Here is a 22,762-nt window from a genome sequence, read left to right on the forward strand (position 1 = left end):
CTGGAACGGATCGGACAGGCAGCTGTTTTTACCTTTTAATTACTCAATTGAATTTATGTGAGGGGCACTTCTATTATCGAAGTGTCCCTTTTCTTTTACAGATAATTATTGCTTTGAAAACTACTTATATTATAATTTTTAATTCTTAACTCTTAATTCTTAATTTCTTAAATTACTTTCCCATCTGTTCACACAAACGCCTGTAACATGAAAATTGGCATCCTGGGTAGTGGTCCTGTCGGACTTACGTTAACGGAAGGATTGATCATGGCCGGCCATGACGTCATACTCGGTACCCGCAATCCCTCCAAGGAATCGCTTCAGCAATGGATTAAAAAGAAAGGGGGCGATCATGTGACCGCTTTACCATTCCGCGAAGCGGCCGCCCAGGGAGAATTACTGGTGATCTGCACCAACTGGGCTGGCACCCAGAAAGCGATCGAGTCAGCCGGATTGTGGAATTTTAAGAATAAGGTCGTGGTTGATGTGACCAATCCCCTGGATGGAAAAGGTCCCGATCAGCAGGGACGACTCAGCTTCTCCATCGGACATACCAACTCCGCCGGTGAACAACTACAGGCCTGGTTACCGCCGGATGCACACGTGGTGAAAGCCCTCAGCTGTATCGGACATGAATCTATGTTTCGTACCCAGCACGAGCAGGAAACACCCACCATGTTCATCTGTGGTAATAAAAGAGCTGCTAAAGCAGCTGTGACGACGTTGTTAAATGAAATGGGCTGGAAGGATGTGGTGGATATGGGCACCATCGAAATGAGCCGGAATATAGAACCGCTTAGCATACTGTGGTATGCATATGGTTTCCGGACAGGGACCTGGAGTCATGCCTTCAGACTGGTGAAATAAATTAAGAATTAAGAATTATCGGTTCAGGAGTTTATACGTTATTAAAAGATAGCAGAAAAGACCGAGGGTGTCTGTCGTATGACGGACACTCTCGGTCTTTATTGTGAGTTAGCAGAACGCTTAGATCTCCTTCACGTTAATGTAGAAGTTCGGATCTACCTTAAATTGCTTACGATCTGACAGGGTCATTGTCATTGACTGCCAGTTTCTTCCCGGATAGATAAAGGTATAGCCGTTATCAGTCAGGGTCACCTTTACAGGCATATTGAAGTTCTCTACATCAGTTACCCAGCGGAATTTCAGCTGAGAACCTTCAAAGTGGTATTCCAGGGTTGGAATAGAAGTATGCATCAGATACTGCTCAAATACCCTGTTGAAGTTCATATTCGTTTTCTGGTTGAAGAATTCCTCCACCTGACGGGTTGTTACCGTTTGGTGGTAGAAGGTCTTGTTCAGTCCGCGCAGGATCTCTCGGAACATGTCATCGTTGTTCACCACCTGACGGATCGTGTGAATCATGTTCGCTCCTTTATAATACATATCGCCGCTACCTTCATTATTCACGCCGTAGGCGCCGATGATCGGAATGTCGTTTCTGATATTCTTTCTGATACCGGTGATATAGTCAAAAGCGGCTTCTTTACCGAATTGACACTGTATGAAAAGGGTCTCGGAATAGTTGGTAAAGCTCTCATGCACCCACATATCCGCGATGTCTTTGGTGGTAATATTGTTACCAAACCACTCATGACCGCTTTCATGTACGATAATGAAATCCCATTTCAGTCCCCATCCGCTACCGGAAAGGTCGGTTCCTTTATAACCCATCTGGAATTTATTGCCATAGGCGACAGCGCTCTGGTGTTCCATACCGAGGTGTGGCGACTCCACCAGTTTGTAGCTGTCTTTATAGAAAGGGTATTTACCAAACCAGAATTCGAAGCATTTAAGCATGTCTTTTACTACAGCGAAATGTGTTTTAGCGGTATCAACGTTATAGTCCATGACCCAGTAGCCCAGTTCCAGTTTACCACCTTCACCGGAATACGTGTCTTTGAATTCGGTATAGTGACCGATGTTCATCGCCACATCATAGTTATTGATCGGATTTGAAACGTACCAGGTCCAGACCATGTTTCCATCGCGGTCCAGGGCTTTCTTCTTCAGACGGCCATTGGAAACGTCCACCAGGTCAGGTGGTGTGGTCACACTGATCGTCATATTATCAGGTTCATCACTCTGGTGGTCTTTGTTAGGCCACCATACACTAGCTCCAAGTCCCTGACAGGCGGTAGCCACCCAGGGTCTGTTCTGCTTGTCTTTTGTCCAGACGAGTCCACCGTCCCAGGGAGCATTCTTTGCCACACGAGGTTTACCGTGGTAGGCAATGTAGATCTTATTCGTTTTACCCTTTACCTGTTTCTTAGCGACCAGGTCGACCAGGATCACATTCCCTTCTCTTTTGAAAGGAACGCTTTGTTTGTCCTGTAAGATACTATCCACCTGGAGTGGTTCCTGGAGGTCGATCTGCATAATACTGTCTACCTTCAACACCTTATAGGTAATCGTGTTGGACCCGGAAATGGTACTGTCACTGAGGGAGGGTTTTACCTGCAGATGGTAAGATTTTACGTCCCACCAGGCACGTTCACGGGTAATGGATCCCCGTAGGGTATCTGCCCGGGTAAATGTCGTCTGATGTTGGGCACCGGCAGACAAAGCCGTAAGCAAAACCAATAAAAGCATAGGAATGCCGCGCATAGAAATTCTTATTTTATGGCGGAAAGGTATTAATTTTCGTTTAATAATGCCTAACGCTGAACGTTTAATGCTTAACGCTTTATACCGATATCCATGAGCGGCAAGCCAGGGACGTTCAGTGACCGTAAGACACTTCGCATGTACAAGAGACTATTCTGCATACCGTTTATCGTATTAGTGGCTGCCTGCGGACGTCCCGCTTCTTCCGGCAAACAGGTGTTCCGGTATAATGTGCCGGAGGGAATTTCCTCCCTGGATCCGGCATTTGCCAAAAACCAGGCAATCATCTGGCCGGTCCGACAGCTGTATAATACCCTGGTTGAACCGGATGAACAACTGAATATCCGTCCTTCGCTGGCAAAACGCTGGGATGTCTCTGCGGATCATAAAACCTTTGTCTTCCATCTACGTACAGACGTTCATTTCCATGATAATGAGATCTTCCCGGAGGGGAAAGGGCGTTTGATGACAGCTGCAGACGTGGTGTACAGTCTGCGGCGTATTATGGATCCCGCCACCGCATCTCCCGGCGCCTGGATCTTCAATGGTAAGGTAGACCTGGTTAAAGGCTTTCAGGCGGTCAATGATTCCACCTTTCAGCTGAACTTATTACAACCTTTCCATCCTATACTGGGTATTCTGAGTATGCAGTACTGCTCCGTTATCCCACATGAGGCAGTCGAAAAGTATGGGAAGGACTTCCGTAAACATCCCTGCGGAACGGGTCCTTTCAGTTTCTCTTTCTGGGAAGAAGGACAAGCCCTCGTACTGCATCGTAATCCTCATTATTTTGAGAGAGACAGTGCCGGACATGCATTGCCCTACCTGGATGCGGTGAAAGTCAGTTTCCTGGACAGCAAGGCGACGGAATTCCTATTATTCCGTCAGGGGCAGCTGGACTTTATGAATGATATAGATGCGTCGTTTAAAGATGAAGTGCTGACGAAAAAGGGAAAACTGAAGAAGGAATGGGAGGGGAAACTGATCCTTGACAAGAGCCCTTATCTGAATATTGAATACTTCGGGTTTTTGCTGGATACCAGCAAAGTAAACGTAAAACATTCACCCTCAGCAATAAAGAAAATCAGACAAGCCATCAACTACAGTATCGACAGAATGCGGATGATCACATATCTGCGTAACGGTATTGGCTACCCGGCTACATCCGGATTTGTACCTATGGGATTACCTTCCTTCGATACGACCAAGGTAAAAGGCTTCCGTTATGATCCTGAAAGGGCGAGATCCTTGCTGAAGGAAGCCGGATTCCCGGAGGGGAAAGGACTGGCTTCGATCAGGTTACTCTCTATTCCTGTTTATGAGGATTACGCCAATTATGTAGCTAATCAGTTGCAGCAGGTCGGTATCCCTGTACAGGTGGAAGTGATGCAGAAAGCACTCCTTCTGGAACAGACCGCAAAGTCGGAAGCGCTGTTTTTCAGAGGTAGCTGGATGGCTGATTATGCAGATGCCGAAAACTACCTCGCTGTGTTTTACAGTAAAAATCCGGCTCCCCCAAACTATACCCGTTATGTCAATCCGGCATTCGATAAGCTCTATGAAAAGTCGCTGAGCGAAAACAACGATTCGCTTCGTTCGCTCCTTTATCAGGAGATGGACCGGATGATTATTGACGATGCTCCTGTCGTTCCATTATTCTATGACGAAGTCATACATCTGGTACAACCCAACGTTGAAGGGTTTACAAGTAATGCCCTGAATTTGCTTGAACTCCGGAAAGTAAAGATCCGGCTTTCTCAACATCCCTGAGAAAATACCTGCATGATAATTGACGGCAAAGTTTGAAATTTGCAAGAAAGCAATTATCATGAACGGTGTCATGCATCCCTGGGAGTCTCCTCATTTTATGGTTGGTGGTGATCATCAGTCGCCTCGTTTTAACGCGTTCACGATAGAAGAACGGTTGGCCTCCGGCATCACTTACCCCACCTTCTTGCGCCGGGATTTTTATAAAATCATGCTCTTTCACGGGGATGCCGTGTTCCATTTCGGAGACGAAAGCATTGCTGTCAGCGGTGACACTTTGTTGTTCTTTCACCCTCGTTTGCCATATACTTATGGCGACATCAAAACTGACATTTCAGGGTACTGTTGTGTGTTCACCGAAGCGTTCTTCCAGGAGTACTTCAGGGGGAAACTGGACGACATTCCCTTATTTCAGTCAGGAGCGAAGCCTGTATTTTCACTTGAAGCTGAAGCGATTAAAGAAATAACTAGTTCTTTTGACCGGATAATCAGAGAGTTAAGGAGTGATTATATGTTTAGATTTGAACTGATCAGAAGCTACGTTATGGAGCTTATATATAACGCTATGAAGCTCGCTCCCTTCAAAAATACCATGCCCGAAACTAACGCCAGCGCTCGCATTACCAGTGTATTTTTAGAGTTGCTTGAGCGACAATTTCCAGTGGATGTTTTCTCCCCGAGAGTGCTCTTACGGACCCCGAAAGACTTCGCCGAGCGACTCGCTATTCATGTCAATTACCTGAACCGGGCAGTCAAAAAAGAGACGGCTAAGACCACCTCTGAACTCATTTTCGACCGACTCATTTCAGAGGCAAAAGGAATGCTCCGACATAGTAATATGAATATCGCCGAGATCAGTTATGCCCTTGGTTTTGAAGACCAGGCGCACTTCACCGCCTTCTTCCGGAAGCGAACCGAAATGAGTCCGTCTGCTTTCAGGCAGGTTTGAATTTCACAAACATTGGTTTGAAGATTGCAAAACCCGCCTGGTTCCTCGTCCTACCTTTGAAGGGTAAAAATGAGACTATGGAACAGATAAAAGAACGCACTTTACAGGCGCCGATCGACTCCCAATTTGATGGCGCATCTACCGCTTCGGATGTAATTCGTGGAGTCGACCTGTCGGGAAAGACGGCGATCGTCACCGGAGGATACGCGGGTATCGGTACCGAAACAAGCAAAGTTTTGGCGAAGGCCGGGGCAAAAGTGATCGTACCGGCGCGTGATGTTAAGAAGGCAGCTGACGCATTGGCAGGAATTGAAGGAGTGACTATCGAACAGATGGACCTCATGGATCCGGCGTCAATTGATGCATTTACCGTAAAATTTCTGACTGGCGGACAGCCATTACATATCCTCATCAACAGCGCTGGGATCATGGCGAATCCACTTACCCGGGATGCGAGAGGGTTCGAATCGCAGTTCGCCACCAACCACCTTGGACATTTCCAGTTGACCCTCGGTCTCTGGCCGGCGTTGAAAAAAGCACAGGGCGCCAGAATTGTGGCCTTGTCTTCCTGGGGGCATCGTTATTCGCCGGTGGTATTTGAGGATATCAATTTTGAGCATCGTCCGTATGATCCGTGGAAGGCGTATGGTCAGTCGAAAACGGCGAATGTCCTGTTTGCGGTAGAAGCGGATCGTCGTGGGCAGGCAGATGGGATACGCGCTTTTGCGGTGCATCCGGGGAGTATCGTCAGTACAGATCTGAAGCGCTATATACCTGAGGAACAATTGATTCAGATGGGTGCGTTGGACAAGGCCGGTAATCCGGTGATTGATCCGGCCAGGCAGCTGAAGACTGTTGAGCAAGGGGCGGCGACTAGTGTGTGGTGTGCGACTAGTCCTTTGTTATTTGGAAAAGGCGGGGTGTATTGTGAGAATTCGGACGTTTCGCCGGTGGTGGAAAGTGATGGTACTCAGGGGAGTAATGATCTGACGCAACGGAAAGCGTCGAAGGCGTTTGGGGTGTTGCCACATGCGATTGCTGCGGAGGATGCGGTGCGGTTGTGGCAGGTGAGTGAGCGGATGATTCAATCGGCTTTTTAGGTTTTGGTCTTACGCTGCGGTTTCAGATGGCGCCGCGGACTGACGCCTGTTGAGTATCGTGGATGGGGCTTTGGGTTTTGTGTCAGGGATTGGGACTTTGGTGGGCTTTAGCTGTTTGCAGAGGACGGGCTAAGGTCCGCTTTAACATCTGAAAGCCTTCGCTGTGGACAGACCTTGGATGATCAAATTCTTGGGTGAGTAGGAATTATTCGTAGTGTGACTAAGGCTATTATAATTATTATAGTTGTTATAAAGGCCAATGGCTTCCGATTGTCTGGGGAGTCATTGGCCTTTTATGATCAGTATGGGTAGTATGGGAAGTATGGGCTGCGAGGACTTGGGTAGGAGCGGATTGCACAGATCATATAAGTTCTATGAAAAGTCGCCTGCCGATCTTAATCTTTATACCTGGACGTAGATGTATTTGCTGATTGGGATCGAGCAATTTTTCATTATCCAAAGTGATTGCACCATTGATAATCAACCTTCTGATGCCGCTTCTGGTTTCGTCCGTTTTTAGTTGTTGGCAGAGGTCCAGCAATGTGGTGGTGGTGGCTGTTCCCTCAGTGAAGGAGTTAATGGCGATCTGTTCGAAGGTCTTTTCTTCAAAGGACTTGTTCTGGAACTGATTGATAAAGAAGGCTTCTGCGGATGCGGCGCTGTTGGTATCGTGGTATTGTGTGATGATATTCGCAGCAATGATCTTCTTGATATTCATAGGATTTTCACCGGATACCATTAATTGTTTCAGGGCATGCTTTTTCTCGGGGGAGAAATCTGTGGTCAGATCAATAAATTCATCAATCAGGTGGTCGGGGATGGACATGGTCTTTCCAAACATCTCGTTGGGTGTATCCGTCAGACCGATAATGTTATTCAGGGACTTGCTCATTTTCTCCTTTCCATCAAGACCTCTTAGCAGGGGCATACACATTACAACTTGAGGTGGAAGCCCGTGCGCTTCCTGCAATTGTCTGCCCATGGTGCAATTGAATAACTGATCTGTACCACCCATTTCAATGTCTGCGTTAATCTGCACAGAATCAAATCCTTGCAGGATAGGGTACATGAGTTCGTGCATAGCGATGGGCACGTTTTCCGTAAATCGTTTGTTGAAGTCATTGCGATGCAGCAATTGGGCGACGGTTACTTTGGAAAGTAACTGAAGGATCTCGGGAAAGGACAGCTTATCCAACCAGGTTCCATTGAACAGGATCTGACATTTGTTGGTGTCAATGATCTTCGCTAACTGACGGATGTAAGTATCCGCATTCGCCAGCACTTCTTCCTTGCTTAAAGGCTTCCGGCTTTTGTTTTTACCGGTAGGATCTCCGATCTGTGCGGTGAAGCTGCCTACGATAATAACGACCTGGTGACCCAGGTCCTGAAATGCGCGTAGCTGTTTCAGGACTACGGCGTGTCCGAGGTGTAGGTCAGGGGCGGTAGGATCAAAGCCCAGTTTAATGATCAGGTTACGATTGTCTTTTTCGGCCTGCCTGATTTTTTCTGTGAGGCCGTTTTCTGGCAATATGACTGCTGCATTTGCCGTGGGTAGTGTTGTTGTTGTCATGATCTGATAGAAATAAAAAAGCCCCGGACAATTGAATGTCCGGGGCTCCAGTGAGCTATGATGGTATATCTTATTTACAATAATCGTTTGCATACTGCAAGGCATACCTTCCCCGAACAACTACTGTATAATAGTATTCAGAGAAGAAAGGCAGACGTAATATGCTATTTAAAAACTTCATTGGCAGGCAAATATACGAAGAATTATTGCTATGGACTGATCTTCCTATTTCAGTGAGGTAATTATAATAAGTGCTGAATTCGTTATATTTTTGAATATACAACGAAAATACCCCCATGAGAATTGCATTAATCATTTGCACAAGTTTTATCAGCCAGATCATGAACGGGCAATCTTTAAGCTCCCGTCAGACGCAACAGGACACAACCAGACCAGGCACATTTTCGATGGGAGAAGTGGAAGTTACCGGACGGCATAGCGGTAATATCAATACTACAATTGATGCGCGTCAGATCCGGTTATTTGCCAAAAACGACGTATCCAGGGCATTGAACGTGCTGCCGGGCGTGAACCTCTCTGCTGTTGGTCCGAGGAATGAGGCCATGGTATATATCAGAGGTTTCGACCTGCGGCAGGTACCCCTGCTGATCGATGGTATTCCGGTTTATATTCCTTACGATGGTTATGTAGACCTGGCCAGATTTACCACCTTCGATCTTTCTGCCATCCATGTGTCCAAAGGATATACTTCGGTATTGTATGGTCCGAATGCTTTGGGCGGCGCCATTAACCTGATTAGTCGCCGACCTGAGAAGCCGATTGAGTTTAATGGTGCGACGGGTTGGATATCAGGTGGATACAGGTCCAATATCAACATCGGTAGTAGCCTTGGAAAGTTCTACATTCAGGCAGGGGCTTCGAAGCTGAAACGGGATTCTTTCCCATTATCAGATAAATTCATCCCTGGTAAAAATGAAGATGGCGGTGACAGGAACAACTCTTACAGTACTGATGAAAAGTACAATGTAAAGGTGGCCTATACACCGAATGGACGTTCAGAGTATGCATTGAGTTATGTATACCAGCATGGCAAAAAAGGAACGCCGGTGTATACGGGGACGGATACCTTAAACAGCCAGTTTAAGAGTCCGCGTTTCTGGCAATGGCCTTACTGGGATAAACGCAGTCTTTACTTCATATCCAATACAACAATCGACAGCAGTCAGTATGTGAAGACGCGGTTCTATTATGACAAGTTCAAAAACGAGCTTGATTCTTATGACGATGCGACTTACACAACGATCTCAAGACCATATGCTTTTAAGAGCTTTTATGACGATTATACATTAGGCGGCATTGTGGAATATGGCAAAACCTTTTCCAACCGGGAATTTCACTTTGCTCAATACGTCAGTAACGGTGCATATCTGGCGTTGGTTCTCTGTAGAGGGAGGTATTAATAATATCACGGACAAAAACTATTCGCTGGTAGAAGGTTATCCGGAGCCAGGACGTAACTATTTTGCCAATGTCGTATATCGTTTGTAAACATGCAGGCAGGCGGGTATAAGATATTGAGTTCCTTATTACTGGTGGCCGGATTGTCCATCGCAGGGTTCCGCAGGCAGGGACCTGAACCCCTGCGTATTGACTATCCGGCTTACTATGGCAACAGGATTTTCGTGCCGGAGGATAACCCGACTACGGTGGAAGGTGTGGCGCTGGGCAGACGTTTGTTTTATGAAAAGGCATTGTCTGCCAGTCAGCAGATTTCCTGTGGTACCTGTCACCGGCAGGAACTGGCATTTACAGATGGAAAGGTATTCAGTACGGGCGTGGATGGGAGTCTGCAGCCCCGTAATACCATGTCGCTGGTCAACCTGTTGTGGGTACGTAACTTTTTCTGGGATGGCAGGGCAGCCGGATTGGAAATGCAGGCAGCGGTACCATTAACGAATACACATGAAATGGGACAATCACTGGAGGTATCCGCGGCGCTCCTCTCGAAAGAGTCGGTGTATAGATCCTTATTCAGCAAGGCTTTCGGCGCGGACAGTATAACAGGAGAGGGGATTGTAAAAGCCCTTTCGCAGTTTGAGCGTACGCTGGTTTCTGCGAATGCGCCTTACGACCGTTACCTGCGTGGTGCGTATCAGCCGACAGCTGCTGAGTTGAATGGCATCAGTCTTTTTTATGGGAATCCGGATGTAAACAGCAACGTACGCGGTGCAGGTTGTGCACATTGTCATGGCGGACCGAAGACATATATCGAGTTATATCATAATAATGGACTGGATGCGATACCTGCTGATTCGGGCCGCGAAAAAGTAAGTGGTCAGTCTTATGACCGGGGTCGCTTCCGGGTGGTGTCATTACGGAATATTGCTCTGACAGCACCTTATATGCATGATGGGAGGTTTAAAACCCTGGAGGAGGTTTTGTCTCACTATAACGAGCATATTAAACCGAGTAAGACATTAAGTCCGTTTTTACAAGGAGTAGGTAATTCGAATGCGCCGGATGGATTGACACTTGGATTAACGGCTGCTGAGAAAAAGGACCTGCTGGCGTTTCTGCATATGCTGACGGATTCGACCTTTATCACCGATAAAAGGTATTCCGATCCTTTTTAGCAATAGCTTTTATCGGCAACAGCAAACGTCTGCAGGTAAACCAGGTAATTCATTCATAACGAATCAGTTCCGAAGCAAACTATCTCAATACTTAATTTTAATTCTTAATTCAATATCATGAAGATTTTCCGTAGTGCGCTATTCCTCGGCCTTCAGCTGGCATTCGTTGTTGCTGCTTATGCACAGACTGGTCCTGTTGTAAAGATCAGTGGAGAGGTGACGAAACCGCTGACATTATCCGTAGAGGATCTGGCTAAAATGAAAAGGACGACCGCGGTATTTACTGACAGGGACGGAAAAGCGCATAGTTACCAGGGAGTCGCTTTGCAGGAATTGCTGGAGCAGGCAGGGGTGACAATGGGTAAGCAACTGAGAGGCGAGCAGCTGACAAAGTACCTGATGGTGAAATGTGCCGATGGATATGAGGTGCTGTTTTCGTTGGCTGAGCTGGACAGCAGTTTTACTGATAGGGTGGTGATACTGGCGGACAAGCTGGAAAATAGTCCCTTACCCGATGGAAAAGGCCCCTTCAGGTTGGTGGTGCCAGGAGAGAAGAAACCAGCCAGAAGCAGCTTTCAGGTGGTAGAAATGGTGATCCGCTATGCGAAAGATTAAAGCTTTTTTTAATTTTAACATTTCCTAAACACCGCCTCTGTGGCTATGTTACCGGCGATATAATGTATGGCTCTGTTTGATAAGTAATTATTTATGAGCGTTCTCGCTCATTTTAGCCTAACTTTGGTAACTTATTCAATTACGTTTAAAGCGAGATAATGACTGCGATTCTGATATTCTTTTTTTCCCACTGGTTCTTATCGTTGTTCTTTCACACCTTTTTCCTGCATAGATATGCATCCCACCAGATGTATACTACCAGCAAAGGATGGGAAAGAGTATTCTACTTCTGCACCTGGTTTTTCCAGGGTACCTCTTTCTTAGTGCCGAGAGCGTATGGTTCAATGCACCGCATGCACCATGAGTTCAGCGATACTGAGCATGACCCGCATTCTCCACACTTCTTTAAAGATGTATGGTCTATGATGTGGCAGACCCGTAAGTTGTACAACGACATTTATCATAAGAAGGTGGTTCTTGATGAGAAATTCACTAAAAACCCTCCTTTACCGGTATGGGATGCATTAGATCGTTTCGGCGATTTCACAGCAACTCGTCTGGCATGGGCTGGTATTTATATCGCTTTTTATGTTGCATTCGCTCCAGCCTGGTATTGGTATCTGCTGTTGCCAATTCACTTCCTGATCGGACCTGTACAAGGTGCAGTAGTGAACTGGTGCGGTCACAAATATGGTTATCAGAACTTTGAGAATGGCGATAAATCCCGCAATACTTCTCCATGGGGTATCCTGCTGTTGGGAGAGCTTTTCCAGAACAACCATCATAAATTTGGTGAAAGTCCGAATTTTGCAAAGAAATGGTTTGAATTTGATCCAACTTATCCGGTAATGAAGTTCTTCAACTTCATCGGTATCATCAAACTGAAGAAAGCCGAAGTGAAAGTGGTTAACATGAAAGCGGCTGCTTAAACAGATAGTAAGTAGAAATAGATAGATACACTACAGGCCATCAATTATAGTTAAGAGACTATGATTGATGGCCTGAGTGTTTTTAGAATTTCCTGAAATACCCGAAGGTGGCCATCTGCAACATGGGCTTATCACCGCTGGTGTCGCCGTAGGCATAAATATCTCCATAAGCCGGCAGGTCGTATTGCTGACGTATCCGCCGTACTTTTTCTTCTCCGTTACAATTGATCCCCTGAATACGACCGGTCACTTTTGCATCGATAATTTCCAATTGGGTGCCGATGCATTCGATCCCCATACATTCCGCCCAGGGCTTTACCCATTCCTGTGCGGAAGCGGTTACTACTACAACACGATTTCCTTTTCTGAGATGTTGCTGTATTTCCTGTTGAGCATTTTCCCTGATCATTTTTGGGAGTGCCTCTCGGCAGAAGGCAGCGCATTTATCCCTGAATTCTTCAATGGGCATGTCTTTAAAAAAGTGACGCAGCACGATCTCTTTCCCCTTCTGTTTGGAGATCAGTTTACATTTCATCATGACAAGCGCGGGTGCTAAGAATGCAAGTCCGGCGTATAGCGCAGCATCTCCTTTCTGAAACCGGATGATTTCAAAAAGGGTATCCCGTTGAGTGATGGTGCCATCAAAATCAAAGAAGGCAATGGCCGGCTTCATAGTTTGAGCTTTTTAAACATGAACTCAGGTATCGATTTGATAATGAGCATGATATATCGCCAGAACCATTTTGTATAAATCGTGTTCTTTTTCGCTTTAACACCTTTATAGATGTCTTTTGCTACATCCTGAGGCTGTGCGGTCAGTATCGGCGGCAGTTTCAGGTTTTCCGTCATACGCGTGTAGACGAAACCAGGTTGTACGCTGAGTACGTGTACACCCTTGTGGAACAATCTGTTACGTAAACCGCTGAGGTAGGCGGTAAAGCCAGCTTTTGCGCTACCATAGAGATAGTTGCTCTGACGGCCACGTTCACCGGCGACAGAGCTGATGCCAACGATGGTACCTGTACCATGAGAGGCATAGTCTTCCGCTACGATGTTCAGGATGGAGACAGCGCCGGTATAGTTGGTATGGAGGATGCGGGCGGCTTCTGTCCAGTCGGACTGGCCTTTTTCCTGTGAACCAAGGTACCCGAATACCGCGATAGTGATATCCGGTTTAACCGGTAGGGAGTTATAGAAAGCCGTATGGCTGTTGAAGTCGGTCGCGTCAAAGGCATAGGAACTGGTCTGTACCTGGTAACGGATGCGCAGGTCCTGCTCCAATGGAGCGATGGAGGCAACGTTACGGGCGGCCAGCTGAATATCGTATTTGTTACCGGCGAACTCGCGGGCTATGGCAACAGCCATATCCGACCCAGCTCCCAGAATAAGAACAGTAGGCATATAATTAATCTCGGTATTTTAAGGTAGCAGTGTTTTATTGCGTTAATAGCAGTCTGTCGGACTGTATTGAACGAAACAGCTTTTTACCGTTGTATGTTTTAATGATATCAGCAAATTTTTGTGCGTTAGGGTAGCTCTGCCAGAATACTTCCTGTTTCATACGGGCGTCTTTGGAAAGATACAGGCGTCCACCGTATTGCAGCACGATTTCATCCAGCTGATCCAGGAATTCGAACAGTCCTTTACGCACGGGGAAGTCCAGCGCCAGGGTATAACCTTCCATCGGGAAAGAGATCAGGCTGTCTTGTTTACCGAAGACTTTCAATACGGCAAGGAAGGATCCCAGACCGGCATCACTGATCTTTTTGAGGATAGCGACGAGGCCATCTTTCTTTTCCAGCGGCAGTACGAACTGGTATTGTACGAAGCCGGCTTTACCATAACCACGGTTCCAGTGCAGGATTGCATCCAGCGGATAGAAGAATGGTTCATAAGGAATGACGTTGTTGATCTCCCTTTTGGTATTCTTCAGGTAATAGAGCCAATTAAATGCCTTAACAGTCAGTGTGTTGAGTGTGAAAGACGGGAGGTTGAACGGCATGGACAGTTTACGTTTCTGCGCCAGGTGAAGGGGCGCTTTACGTTGCTGTTCACTAAGTTCCTGAGGGGTAGCATGTTCACCTACTATAAGGATACCACGGCCGAAGGCATCGCCTTTCTGCAGGCAATCGATCCAGGCCATTGAGTATGTGTAGTCTTTGTATTCTTCGAAGAGACGGATCAGGTCTTCCAGGTTCTTTGCCTTGATCTGTTTCTGACGGATATAGGCGGTATCGATCTTTTTGAGACCGAATTTCACACGGGTAATGATACCGGTGAGGCCCATACCACCGCAGGTAGCCCAGAAAAGGTCTGCTTCTATATTGGCGGAACAGGTTATCGTTTCCTGATTGCCGGTAATAACGTCCATATTGATGATATGACCGGAGAAGGAGCCATCCACATGGTGATTCTTTCCATGTACATCAGAAGCGACCGCACCACCAATGGTGATGAACTTGGTGCCTGGCGTTACCGGAAGAAACCATCCCTGGGGAACGATAATATTGAGGATCTGATCGAGTGTGATACCGGACTGGCATTCGAAGATGCCGGTTTCAATATCAAAAGCCAGCACCTTATCATATTTAAGGGTGGATACACTGTGACTGGCAAGAGAAGCGTCGCCGTAACAGCGACCGTTTCCACGGGCGATAACAGACGAATGAGAGGATATAAAATCCTGTATTTGATCTTCCTGCGAAAATGATGTTTCATCGCAGGAGATAGCGGGGTAATTCCCCCAGTTTGCTAACCGTTTTTCCATTACTCAAAAAAACTTTTGTTAGTGGGTAAATAAATAATCACATAAAAACTCAGCACCCACAGGAGTATGGTTAATTGAATGAAACGGTCTTTGTATAGGATTTTGGTTGGAGAACCTGTATCGTTCTCCACATATGTTATTTGCAAATATCGTAATAATCCACCAATTACAAAAAGACATGTATAATAAAGGCGGTAAGTATGAAAGCGTGCCATCGTTTCGGGGGCCATGGTATACATCAGATAGGCGACAATGATGACGGCTGATACCAGCGCGAGCATCACATTCATAAAATCCATATTATAACCTTTGGAGGCTTTCCGCATTTCTTTCCCTGACTGGGTTTTGATCAGTACGTCGTCTCTTCGTTTAGCGATGGCCATGAACAGTGCCAGGAGGAACACCATGATCATCAGCCATTCGGAAGAGGCGATGTTAGCAGCCACCCCACCAGCTTTTATCCTGAGTACGAAACCTGCCGATAAGATCAGGATATCCAGTATGGATATATTTTTCAATCCGAAGGAATACAACAGATTGAGAATAAAGTAAATGCCTACAACGAATGCAAATTTTGGTCTGACGTAATATGCCAGGAATCCACCGATCGCCAGGCATAACACAAAGAACACCAGGGCGGCAGGTTTAGAGACTGCACCGGAGGCGATGGGGCGTTTACACTTTACCGGGTGGGCCTTATCGGCTTCCACATCCATGTAATCATTAATAATATAGATACTGCTGGCAACGAGGCTAAATGCGAAAAAACCGATCAACAGTTCCAGAACCTTAGACAGAATAAACATCTCACCCGCAAAGAAAAGGGGGATATACAAGAACAGGTTTTTTGCCCAATGGGAGGGTCTTAACAGTTTTAAATATTGCACGGGGATAGACTTATAATTGACGCCAAGATACGGACTGATTACCGAACAGCAATGCTAAGAAATGCTTATTTCGGGTAAATTCTACTATTTTTGAGCCCGTTCGTGTTAAATTATACTCGATTTCATCATTTTATTATCCCCTTTATGTCGTCAACTTTTGCTCCGTTCAGCCGTAAAAGTGCCTTTATTACGGAACTACTGATTATTATCGGTCTGGCTATTGTACCGTTGTTTGTCACATTCCCTTACCGGGTAAACATCTTCCTTTCCTGGGAAGGCGCTTACAGATTATCCCAGGGGCAGGTACCATATAAAGACTTTGGGTTGCCATTAGGTTATGGTTTCTGGCTGATGCCTGCATTGTTTTTTAAGATTTTCGGTCCGCAGCTGATCACGCTTGTAAAGGCTCAGGTGGCGATGAATATCATTGCCGGGTTGTCTTTCCGTTCTATCCTGAAAAGTCTGCATGTAAAAGCAGGCATCAGGGTGTTGTCGGTGTTGCTGTTTGTACTGTCGTATTCCTTTTTCAATTTCTGGCCCTGGTATAACCAGACAGTAATTGTATATGAATTGGTAGGGTTGGCATTTTTGTTCCGTTTCCTGACGGGGCCGGAAGGCAAGACCCGTTACCTGTTCCTGTTTCTCTCCGCGTTGTTTACTTTCCTGTCGTTCTTTACCAAGCAGGATGGCGGCGGACTGGCATTGCTGTTATCACTGGCATTGCTGGCATATAGTACCCTGCAGCGGAGAAGCTGGCTGGATATTCCGGTATACCTGGCTTTTTATGGTCTGGTGGCAGCGGTGGTGATTGTGCCTTTGCTGCCTTACGGGTTTGGTTACTGGTTTAACCACGGACAGACACCACATAACTCACGTTTATCCTTATATGATATTATTACGGAAGTGATGGCTGCTTCGCAGTGGATCAAATTTTATGTTGTGATGGTGGTGCTTTGTCTGGTACCTGCCTTTGGCAAATGGAAGGCTTTCTGGAACAACCGCGAGGCCATGTTATTCACCCTGCTGACCCTGGGGATACTGGTAGAGGCGGCAATTTTCCAGGTGACCAGTTACACACCGCCGGATAATAATATCTTCTTTCATGCCTTTGCTTTTGCATTCATTGTGAGCCGTTTACAGGAACAACTTAATCTGAAGCTGGAGCGCTGGTCTTCGTTTGGTCTGGCAACGCTGCTGGTGTTGTTATGGTGGTCCGGTTCCTTCTGGAAATACCTGGACAGGGTTGTAGCACGTATTGTGCCACATGAGCAGGTGATAGCTGGTAAGGGAGATGGTCAGGTGGCAGATAGCAGCAACTATGCGATCTACAACCCACAGATCAGCGCTACCGGCGAGAACGTGGTATCCCGCAATAATTTCATGCTGAATACAGATACGACGGATGTACCTACAGATAAATGGATCTTCTCTGATCTCTGGGCTTTTAAGAAAATCTATATGCCACCTTCGACAGTAGAAGGTATGAACCGTTTGATGGCGATGCCTGTTGTAAAGGAGAAGAAAGGCGATCTTAAATTGCTGAATATGACGGAATTAACCCCTTTAGCGCAGGCGATGCCTTACAGGCTGGAAACAGGCAGTGATTATCCTTTATGGTATCACCTGGGTGTGGGGATGTTTAACCGTCAGCTGGAAATGTTCAGTAAAAAGGTCAAGGGGCATTACTATGATGTTGTACTTTACGAATATGCGGCGGGTAATAATAACTTTTTTCCGTTTGCATTAAGATATGAGTTGCAGAAGCACTACCGAAAGGTAGATGAATTCCTGGCGCCACGCCGTCCGACGAATGCCATTATAGAGGTATTTGTTGCGCAATAGTGGGCTAATTTTCAGTGCTTTGTGTGGCATTTCTTTACCCTTTATGCTAATTCATGTGAAAACTGATACTGTGCAAGACAAACCAGATAACACAAAGCTCTGGCTATTTCTGTTTGCTGTGTATATTATCTGGGGATCTACCTACCTGGGGATGAAAATCGCCACGGAGGTAGTACCCCCTTTTTTATTATCTGCCTTTCGCTTTCTGGCTGCCGGGACAATTCTGGGACTGATCAGTCGAGGGAGTGAGCGGCAATGGCCGACAAAACAACAGGTAGGATCTGCTGCGTTCGTCGGATTGATGCTGATCGGTATCGGTAATTCCTGTACGGCGCTGGCGGTGCATTATATGCCATCCGGATTGGTTGCATTGATTGTGGCGGCTATCCCGGTGTGGTTTGTAGGATTTGACTGGGCCTTTTTCTCTAAACAACGCCCTACGATTATGACGTTTACGGGTATCCTCGTGGGATTGGTGGGATTGTTCCTCTTATTCAACCCTTTCGGAGCAGATCATCAGAGCCGTCCCTATCCCTTATGGCCTATCGCGGTTTTGGCAGGAGGTTGTGCCTGTTGGGCGCTGGGTTCCTTATCGGTATCTAAATTATCCATGCCGGCGCCGATGACGTCGGCCGCTTTGCAGATGCTGACAGGTTCGGTATTTTGCTTTATCGTTAGTTCGGTGATGGAACCCGGCGCCTGGAATACACTGGCACATCTGAGTACGCGGACCATCAGCGCTTACCTTTATCTGGTGTTTATTGGTTCGCTGGTAGGTTTTACCTCTTACAGCTGGCTAACGCGTAATGCGCCGCCGGGATTATTATCGACGTATGCGTATGTAAACCCGGTAGTGGCTTTATTCTTAGGATGGGCGATCGGCCATGAAAATTTAACTTCACAGGCACTGATGGCCTGCGGAATTGTAATCGGAGGTGTGGTACTGATGACCTTAGGTAAACGGAAGGGCTAAAAAGATGTTATTATATAAATGACCTTGTTTATGGCTTACGAACGTTTTTGGGAAAAGAAGGCTTCGAAATCCGGAAGGTCCGTTGCAGATAATATCACTGCCGGCGCGAAGGCTTTGCCGGCAGTCAACCCCTTGCTAAATTTATCTGCAGCTCCTGGAAGTCCTGTGCAACGATATGTAGCAGGAGGAGATGGTCGCCGGTGGCCGCTGACCAGGACATCTGAGGACGGCAGGATGCAGGTCGTGGGGAAAGGTACCGGGAATAAATTGTATGCCGAACAGGATCTGATTGTAAGCGCATCGGCCGCATTGGCGGCAGCGAAGGCTGATATCAGACTGGTCGCGGGCACTACTACAAAAAGCGTAGTAAATCCGGCTACAAACAAGCGCAAACACTTGCCTGATGTGGAGGTCAGAAAGGCAAAAGATCAGGGTGAAGAGTTTAGCCATGAGGGAAGTTGCATAGATGAAGCGCTGGCTATCATGGATACGAATAAACAAAAGGGACTTAGTGGTAGGTTTTCCGGCAAATTGTACAAGGCTGTATTAGCGCATCTGTTTCAACAGCGTGGCGTACAAGATTATGATGGCGACATCGACCGAATTGAGAAAAAGGATAATAAAAGGGAGAAAAGTGTTGATAAACTCGACGGTGACTATGACTATTTCCGGGATCTGTTGTATGAGGTGGTTTATAATGCACCGCGCTGGTTGCCTGACGACTGGCGGGAAGTGAGAACAGCACTGGCGGGAGCAGATACATTGACAATGGATTTATTCTGGACCAGGCTATTGAGGCTTTCCCGCAGGAAATCTGCAACGATGCCTGATGCGCTTACGGAAAAGAATGTGCGGATATTTAATAATTTGATTGACAATCAACTGGGGGTGAGAGACTTGCTGGCAACGCATAATGCTGGTCGTGATGAAAATGTGGCAGGTGTCAATGAAATGGCCAATCCTAAGGTAGGGGGTTCATTTTTGATCCTGAGTGGCGGTCGGAACGTACAAAAGAAACTTACCTGGAATTTTCATTGGGGGGCAGCGGCGATGAAGAGCGGATCGGATATTGTGACGATTGAGAGTTATGCAAATAATGAGGATGCGAAAGGGCAATGGGATATGTATGGGACAGCGAAAAAAGAGCAGACTTTTCATGCGGAGCATGCGGGGTCAAATATGCATGGACATTCTCCGGTGACGGTAGGTACGTGGGCTGGGCCTAAGGGGAAATTAAATATTGGGTCGGAGTGAGAACAGTGCTGATTACATGGATTTAAGCCCTAATGTATACCAGCCCTTCTCTTGGGGTATACATACTTCATATATGCCGTATAGATGGACTTGATGGAAACTCCTTCCAAAAACATCTGTAAACCTTCTTTAGGATTAAAACTGTACTTGTAAACTTCAAACAGGATTATTCAACAAGCGTGTAAACCTATATCAGGACTATACCACTGTAGTTATTACTATTTGAATATACTATCCTTGGATTATACCCGAGATATACATGCTTGATACATGACGTATAGGTGGACTTGATTTGAGAATCTTCAGATGAAGATCTTGTTTTGTCTTTCCCCTAGCGGGAGCTTGTTATTGGAAGGTGGAGCCTTCTGAGATCTATTGTAGGGTGGGTTGGAGAGGTAAGTGTGTGTGGCTGCTTCTGCTGTATCTGAAACTTCCGCCTGTAAGAGCCGGGTGATTAATTAATGGGGGAGGTGAGGGTAATCGGAGTACTACGGTTTTGTATTTAGGCTAGACTATTGTTGATATTAGGTTAGCTGGGCTATTTTATCATAAATGTCCAGTTTGGTATTGTGAACCAGTCTCTTCATGTGTATAAACTGTCAACTAATTTATTTAGTAATTACTAAAATAGTTAGTAATTTAGATTAACAGTTGAATAGTTATGGAAAGGATACAGGAGAAACTTGCGATACTGGCAGATGCGGCGAAATATGATGCGTCGTGTGCTTCGAGTGGCAGTAACCGGAAAAACGAAACCAAGGGATTGGGCAATGCGCATCCGGGTATGGGAATTTGTCATTCATATACAGCAGATGGTCGTTGTGTGTCGTTACTGAAGATATTGCTGACAAATGTCTGCATTTATGATTGTGCCTACTGTGTATCCCGTAGAAGTAATGATATTAAGCGGGCGGCATTCACGGTACAGGAAGTAGTAGACCTGACCATAAACTTTTACCGTCGGAACTATATAGAGGGGCTTTTTTTGAGTTCCGGTATTTTTAAAGATCCGGATTATACGATGGAGAGGTTAGTGAGAGTGGCTAAAAAGCTTCGAACGGAGCATAATTTCAATGGATATATTCATTTGAAAGCGATTCCTGGTGCAAGTGATGAATTAATGAGAGAGGCGGGGTTGTATGCAGATCGTTTGAGCGTCAATTTAGAGTTGCCGACAGAAGCAGGGTTAAAATTGCTGGCTCCGGAGAAGAACCGGCCGGCTATGATTCAACCGATCCGTTTTTTGCAGAATGAGATTATTCGGCTGGAAGATGAACGGAAGGTGTTGAAGAAGGTGCCGACTTTTGTTCCGGCAGGACAGAGTACGCAGGTAATAGTAGGTGCGGCGGGTGAGTCGGATATGGAAATCATGCACCTGGCTTCCCGTTTTTATAGACAATTCCAGCTGAAACGTGTGTATTATTCTGGCTATGTGCCGATCAGCAATGATAACAGATTACCTGCCTTACATAGCCAGGTGCCGTTGATGCGGGAAAACCGGTTGTATCAGGCTGACTGGCTCTTACGTTTTTATGGTTTTGAACCTCATGAATTATTGAATGAAAGACATCCGAATCTTGATACGGATATTGACCCCAAACTCTCCTGGGCGTTACGGAATCTGGACAGTTTTCCAGTAGACATTAATAAGGCTGATAAGATGCTGATTGCCAGGGTACCGGGCATCGGTATTGAAAGTCTGCGTAAAATATGCGCAGCGCGTATGCATGGTACACTGAATTGGGATCAGCTGAAACAGATGGGTGTTCAGATTGGAAAGGCGAGATATTTTATTACGTGTAAATCCGGTCCTCTCGAAAGACGGGATCTGACACCGGAACAGATACGTCGGCAACTGCTGGCACAGTCCCACAGTAAATGGGCGAAAGCTCATAGTCCGCAGTTGCAGTTATTTTGATTGAACGAAGAACGATGATCAATATACTGAGTCTATGCTATGAATTCCTCAATAACTACCGTCTGGCGGACTATCACATGCTGTGGTTGTGTGGTGATAGTTCGCCGATGGTAGACTAAATGTTACTAAAATGACTACGTGGTTGTATGATGGAAGTTTTGATGGCTTCCTTTCTGCGGTATTTGATCTGTACTGGCAGAAGAAGACGGATGTTACTATCCGGAAGGAACAGGATCATGTCCAGGGTTTGTTTGAGAATGTCATCTTTATGCCGACGATAATGGCCAATGCTGATAGAGTATGGATTGGTTTAAGCAGGAAGTTATCAGAAGAACATCTGCAGCAGTTGTTTTGCTGTTATCTTTCGGAACTGGCTGGAGAAGAGGATCATATGGTAGGGTTTATACGGCATGTATTTTCCAGCGAAACAGATATTTCAGGCGATTTCGGGAATAAATATATACTGCATGTAGCACAGACAGCGCGTAAAGTGCTGCGTGAAAAACACCGGATGGAGGCCTTTGTGCGCTTTCAGCTGACAAAGGATAATATCTACTATTCGCTTGTATCTCCGGATTATAATGTGTTGCCACTGATCGCTAAACATTTTAAAGAACGATATGCAGATCAGTACTGGATTATCTATGATGAACGCAGGCGGTTTGGGATCTATTACAATCTTGAAAAAGTAGAGACAATTCGACTGCAGTTTAATACGGAATATGATCCACATTATCATACAACTGGAAATGTATGGGCGCCGGAGGAGGAGTTGTATCAGCAGCTCTGGAATACGTATTTCAAAGAGGCGAATATTGTAGGCAGAAAGAATCCACGGTTGCAGTTACAGCATATGCCGCGGAGGTATTGGAAGTATCTGACAGAGATGCGGTTAGATTGATTGGTTTGAGGCAATTGTTGGAGCTTGAAAAAATATAGATGGGCAAGCCAGTTTTAGTATCCCGGCGA

General features: G+C 46.1%; 19 protein-coding genes. 13 read left to right on the plus strand and 6 right to left on the minus strand.

All coding sequences use genetic code 11. The features are described from left to right. The first annotated feature begins 207 nt into the window (after positions 1–207). Positions 208–867: an NADPH-dependent F420 reductase gene (locus CPIN_RS20065; RefSeq protein ID WP_012791672.1), complete on the plus strand. Its 660-nt coding sequence runs from the start codon at positions 208–210 to the stop codon at positions 865–867. A gap of 120 nt (positions 868–987) precedes the next feature. Here the strand turns inward: CPIN_RS20065 and CPIN_RS20070 are convergent, their stop codons facing one another. Next, a complete protein-coding gene (locus CPIN_RS20070; protein ID WP_012791673.1) occupies positions 988–2,628 on the minus strand; it encodes a M1 family metallopeptidase in 1,641 nt (546 codons plus the stop codon). A 93-nt stretch (positions 2,629–2,721) separates the two neighbouring features. Here CPIN_RS20070 and CPIN_RS20075 point away from each other — a divergent pair, with 93 nt between their 5' ends. The 3 genes from CPIN_RS20075 to CPIN_RS20085 all read left to right on the plus strand — a co-directional run bounded on the left by CPIN_RS20075 (position 2,722) and on the right by CPIN_RS20085 (position 6,444). After that, positions 2,722–4,398: an ABC transporter substrate-binding protein gene (locus CPIN_RS20075; RefSeq protein WP_245552015.1), complete on the plus strand. Its 1,677-nt coding sequence runs from the start codon at positions 2,722–2,724 to the stop codon at positions 4,396–4,398. Positions 4,399–4,456: 58 nt separating this feature from the next. Then, complete coding sequence (locus tag CPIN_RS20080) at positions 4,457–5,344, plus strand: helix-turn-helix domain-containing protein (protein ID WP_012791675.1); 888 nt, start codon at positions 4,457–4,459, stop codon at positions 5,342–5,344. A 77-nt stretch (positions 5,345–5,421) separates the two neighbouring features. After that, positions 5,422–6,444 carry an oxidoreductase gene (locus CPIN_RS20085; RefSeq protein ID WP_012791676.1) on the plus strand — a complete coding sequence of 341 codons (1,023 nt, stop codon included), beginning with the start codon at positions 5,422–5,424 and terminating at the stop codon, positions 6,442–6,444. Positions 6,445–6,805: 361 nt separating this feature from the next. Here CPIN_RS20085 and tyrS read toward each other — a convergent pair whose 3' ends face one another. Continuing rightward, positions 6,806–8,107, minus strand: coding sequence for a tyrosine--tRNA ligase (tyrS, locus tag CPIN_RS20090; protein WP_012791677.1), 1,302 nt, complete (start codon positions 8,105–8,107; stop codon positions 6,806–6,808). A 203-nt stretch (positions 8,108–8,310) separates the two neighbouring features. On the opposite strand from tyrS, the gene CPIN_RS20095 reads away from it, so the two are divergent. From CPIN_RS20095 to CPIN_RS20110, 4 genes are all read left to right on the plus strand, one after another. Beyond that, positions 8,311–9,435 carry a TonB-dependent receptor plug domain-containing protein gene (locus CPIN_RS20095; protein ID WP_083781120.1) on the plus strand — a complete coding sequence of 375 codons (1,125 nt, stop codon included), beginning with the start codon at positions 8,311–8,313 and terminating at the stop codon, positions 9,433–9,435. A 90-nt stretch (positions 9,436–9,525) separates the two neighbouring features. Continuing rightward, positions 9,526–10,608 (plus strand): cytochrome-c peroxidase, encoded by a 1,083-nt coding sequence (locus tag CPIN_RS20100; protein WP_012791678.1) that lies wholly within the window; start codon positions 9,526–9,528, stop codon positions 10,606–10,608. A 117-nt stretch (positions 10,609–10,725) separates the two neighbouring features. Beyond that, complete coding sequence (locus CPIN_RS20105) at positions 10,726–11,223, plus strand: molybdopterin-dependent oxidoreductase (RefSeq protein ID WP_012791679.1); 498 nt, start codon at positions 10,726–10,728, stop codon at positions 11,221–11,223. A 158-nt stretch (positions 11,224–11,381) separates the two neighbouring features. Beyond that, positions 11,382–12,152 (plus strand): acyl-CoA desaturase, encoded by a 771-nt coding sequence (locus CPIN_RS20110; RefSeq protein ID WP_012791680.1) that lies wholly within the window; start codon positions 11,382–11,384, stop codon positions 12,150–12,152. 82 nt (positions 12,153–12,234) lie between these two features. Here CPIN_RS20110 and CPIN_RS20115 read toward each other — a convergent pair whose 3' ends face one another. Genes CPIN_RS20115 through CPIN_RS20130 form a run of 4 tightly spaced genes read right to left on the minus strand, consistent with a single transcriptional unit; the run spans position 12,235 to position 15,806 of the window. Then, positions 12,235–12,825, minus strand: coding sequence for an HAD family hydrolase (locus CPIN_RS20115; protein WP_012791681.1), 591 nt, complete (start codon positions 12,823–12,825; stop codon positions 12,235–12,237). Continuing rightward, complete coding sequence (locus CPIN_RS20120; RefSeq protein WP_012791682.1) at positions 12,822–13,553, minus strand: SDR family oxidoreductase; 732 nt, start codon at positions 13,551–13,553, stop codon at positions 12,822–12,824. The genes CPIN_RS20115 and CPIN_RS20120 overlap by 4 nt, the downstream gene beginning before the upstream one ends. A 34-nt stretch (positions 13,554–13,587) precedes the next feature. Next, positions 13,588–14,919: an FAD-binding oxidoreductase gene (locus CPIN_RS20125; RefSeq protein ID WP_012791683.1), complete on the minus strand. Its 1,332-nt coding sequence runs from the start codon at positions 14,917–14,919 to the stop codon at positions 13,588–13,590. Next, positions 14,919–15,806, minus strand: a complete 888-nt coding sequence (locus tag CPIN_RS20130) for a decaprenyl-phosphate phosphoribosyltransferase (protein WP_012791684.1) — start codon at positions 15,804–15,806, stop codon at positions 14,919–14,921. Before CPIN_RS20130 ends, CPIN_RS20125 begins: the two co-directional genes overlap by 1 nt. A 144-nt stretch (positions 15,807–15,950) precedes the next feature. Here CPIN_RS20130 and CPIN_RS20135 point away from each other — a divergent pair, with 144 nt between their 5' ends. From CPIN_RS20135 to CPIN_RS20155, 5 genes are all read left to right on the plus strand, one after another. Next, a complete protein-coding gene (locus CPIN_RS20135; protein ID WP_044219249.1) occupies positions 15,951–17,648 on the plus strand; it encodes a hypothetical protein in 1,698 nt (565 codons plus the stop codon). Positions 17,649–17,718: 70 nt separating this feature from the next. Continuing rightward, entirely contained in the window at positions 17,719–18,621 is a 903-nt protein-coding gene (locus tag CPIN_RS20140; protein ID WP_187294668.1) for an EamA family transporter, read from the plus strand. 30 nt (positions 18,622–18,651) lie between these two features. Next, complete coding sequence (locus tag CPIN_RS20145) at positions 18,652–19,875, plus strand: hypothetical protein (RefSeq protein WP_012791687.1); 1,224 nt, start codon at positions 18,652–18,654, stop codon at positions 19,873–19,875. 661 nt (positions 19,876–20,536) lie between these two features. After that, positions 20,537–21,793 carry a putative DNA modification/repair radical SAM protein gene (locus tag CPIN_RS20150; protein ID WP_012791688.1) on the plus strand — a complete coding sequence of 419 codons (1,257 nt, stop codon included), beginning with the start codon at positions 20,537–20,539 and terminating at the stop codon, positions 21,791–21,793. A gap of 130 nt (positions 21,794–21,923) precedes the next feature. Then, positions 21,924–22,694, plus strand: a complete 771-nt coding sequence (locus tag CPIN_RS20155) for a TIGR03915 family putative DNA repair protein (RefSeq protein ID WP_012791689.1) — start codon at positions 21,924–21,926, stop codon at positions 22,692–22,694. Positions 22,695–22,762: the final 68 nt, after the last annotated feature.

This window comes from Chitinophaga pinensis DSM 2588, from assembly GCF_000024005.1.
GTDB lineage: Bacteria > Bacteroidota > Bacteroidia > Chitinophagales > Chitinophagaceae > Chitinophaga > Chitinophaga pinensis.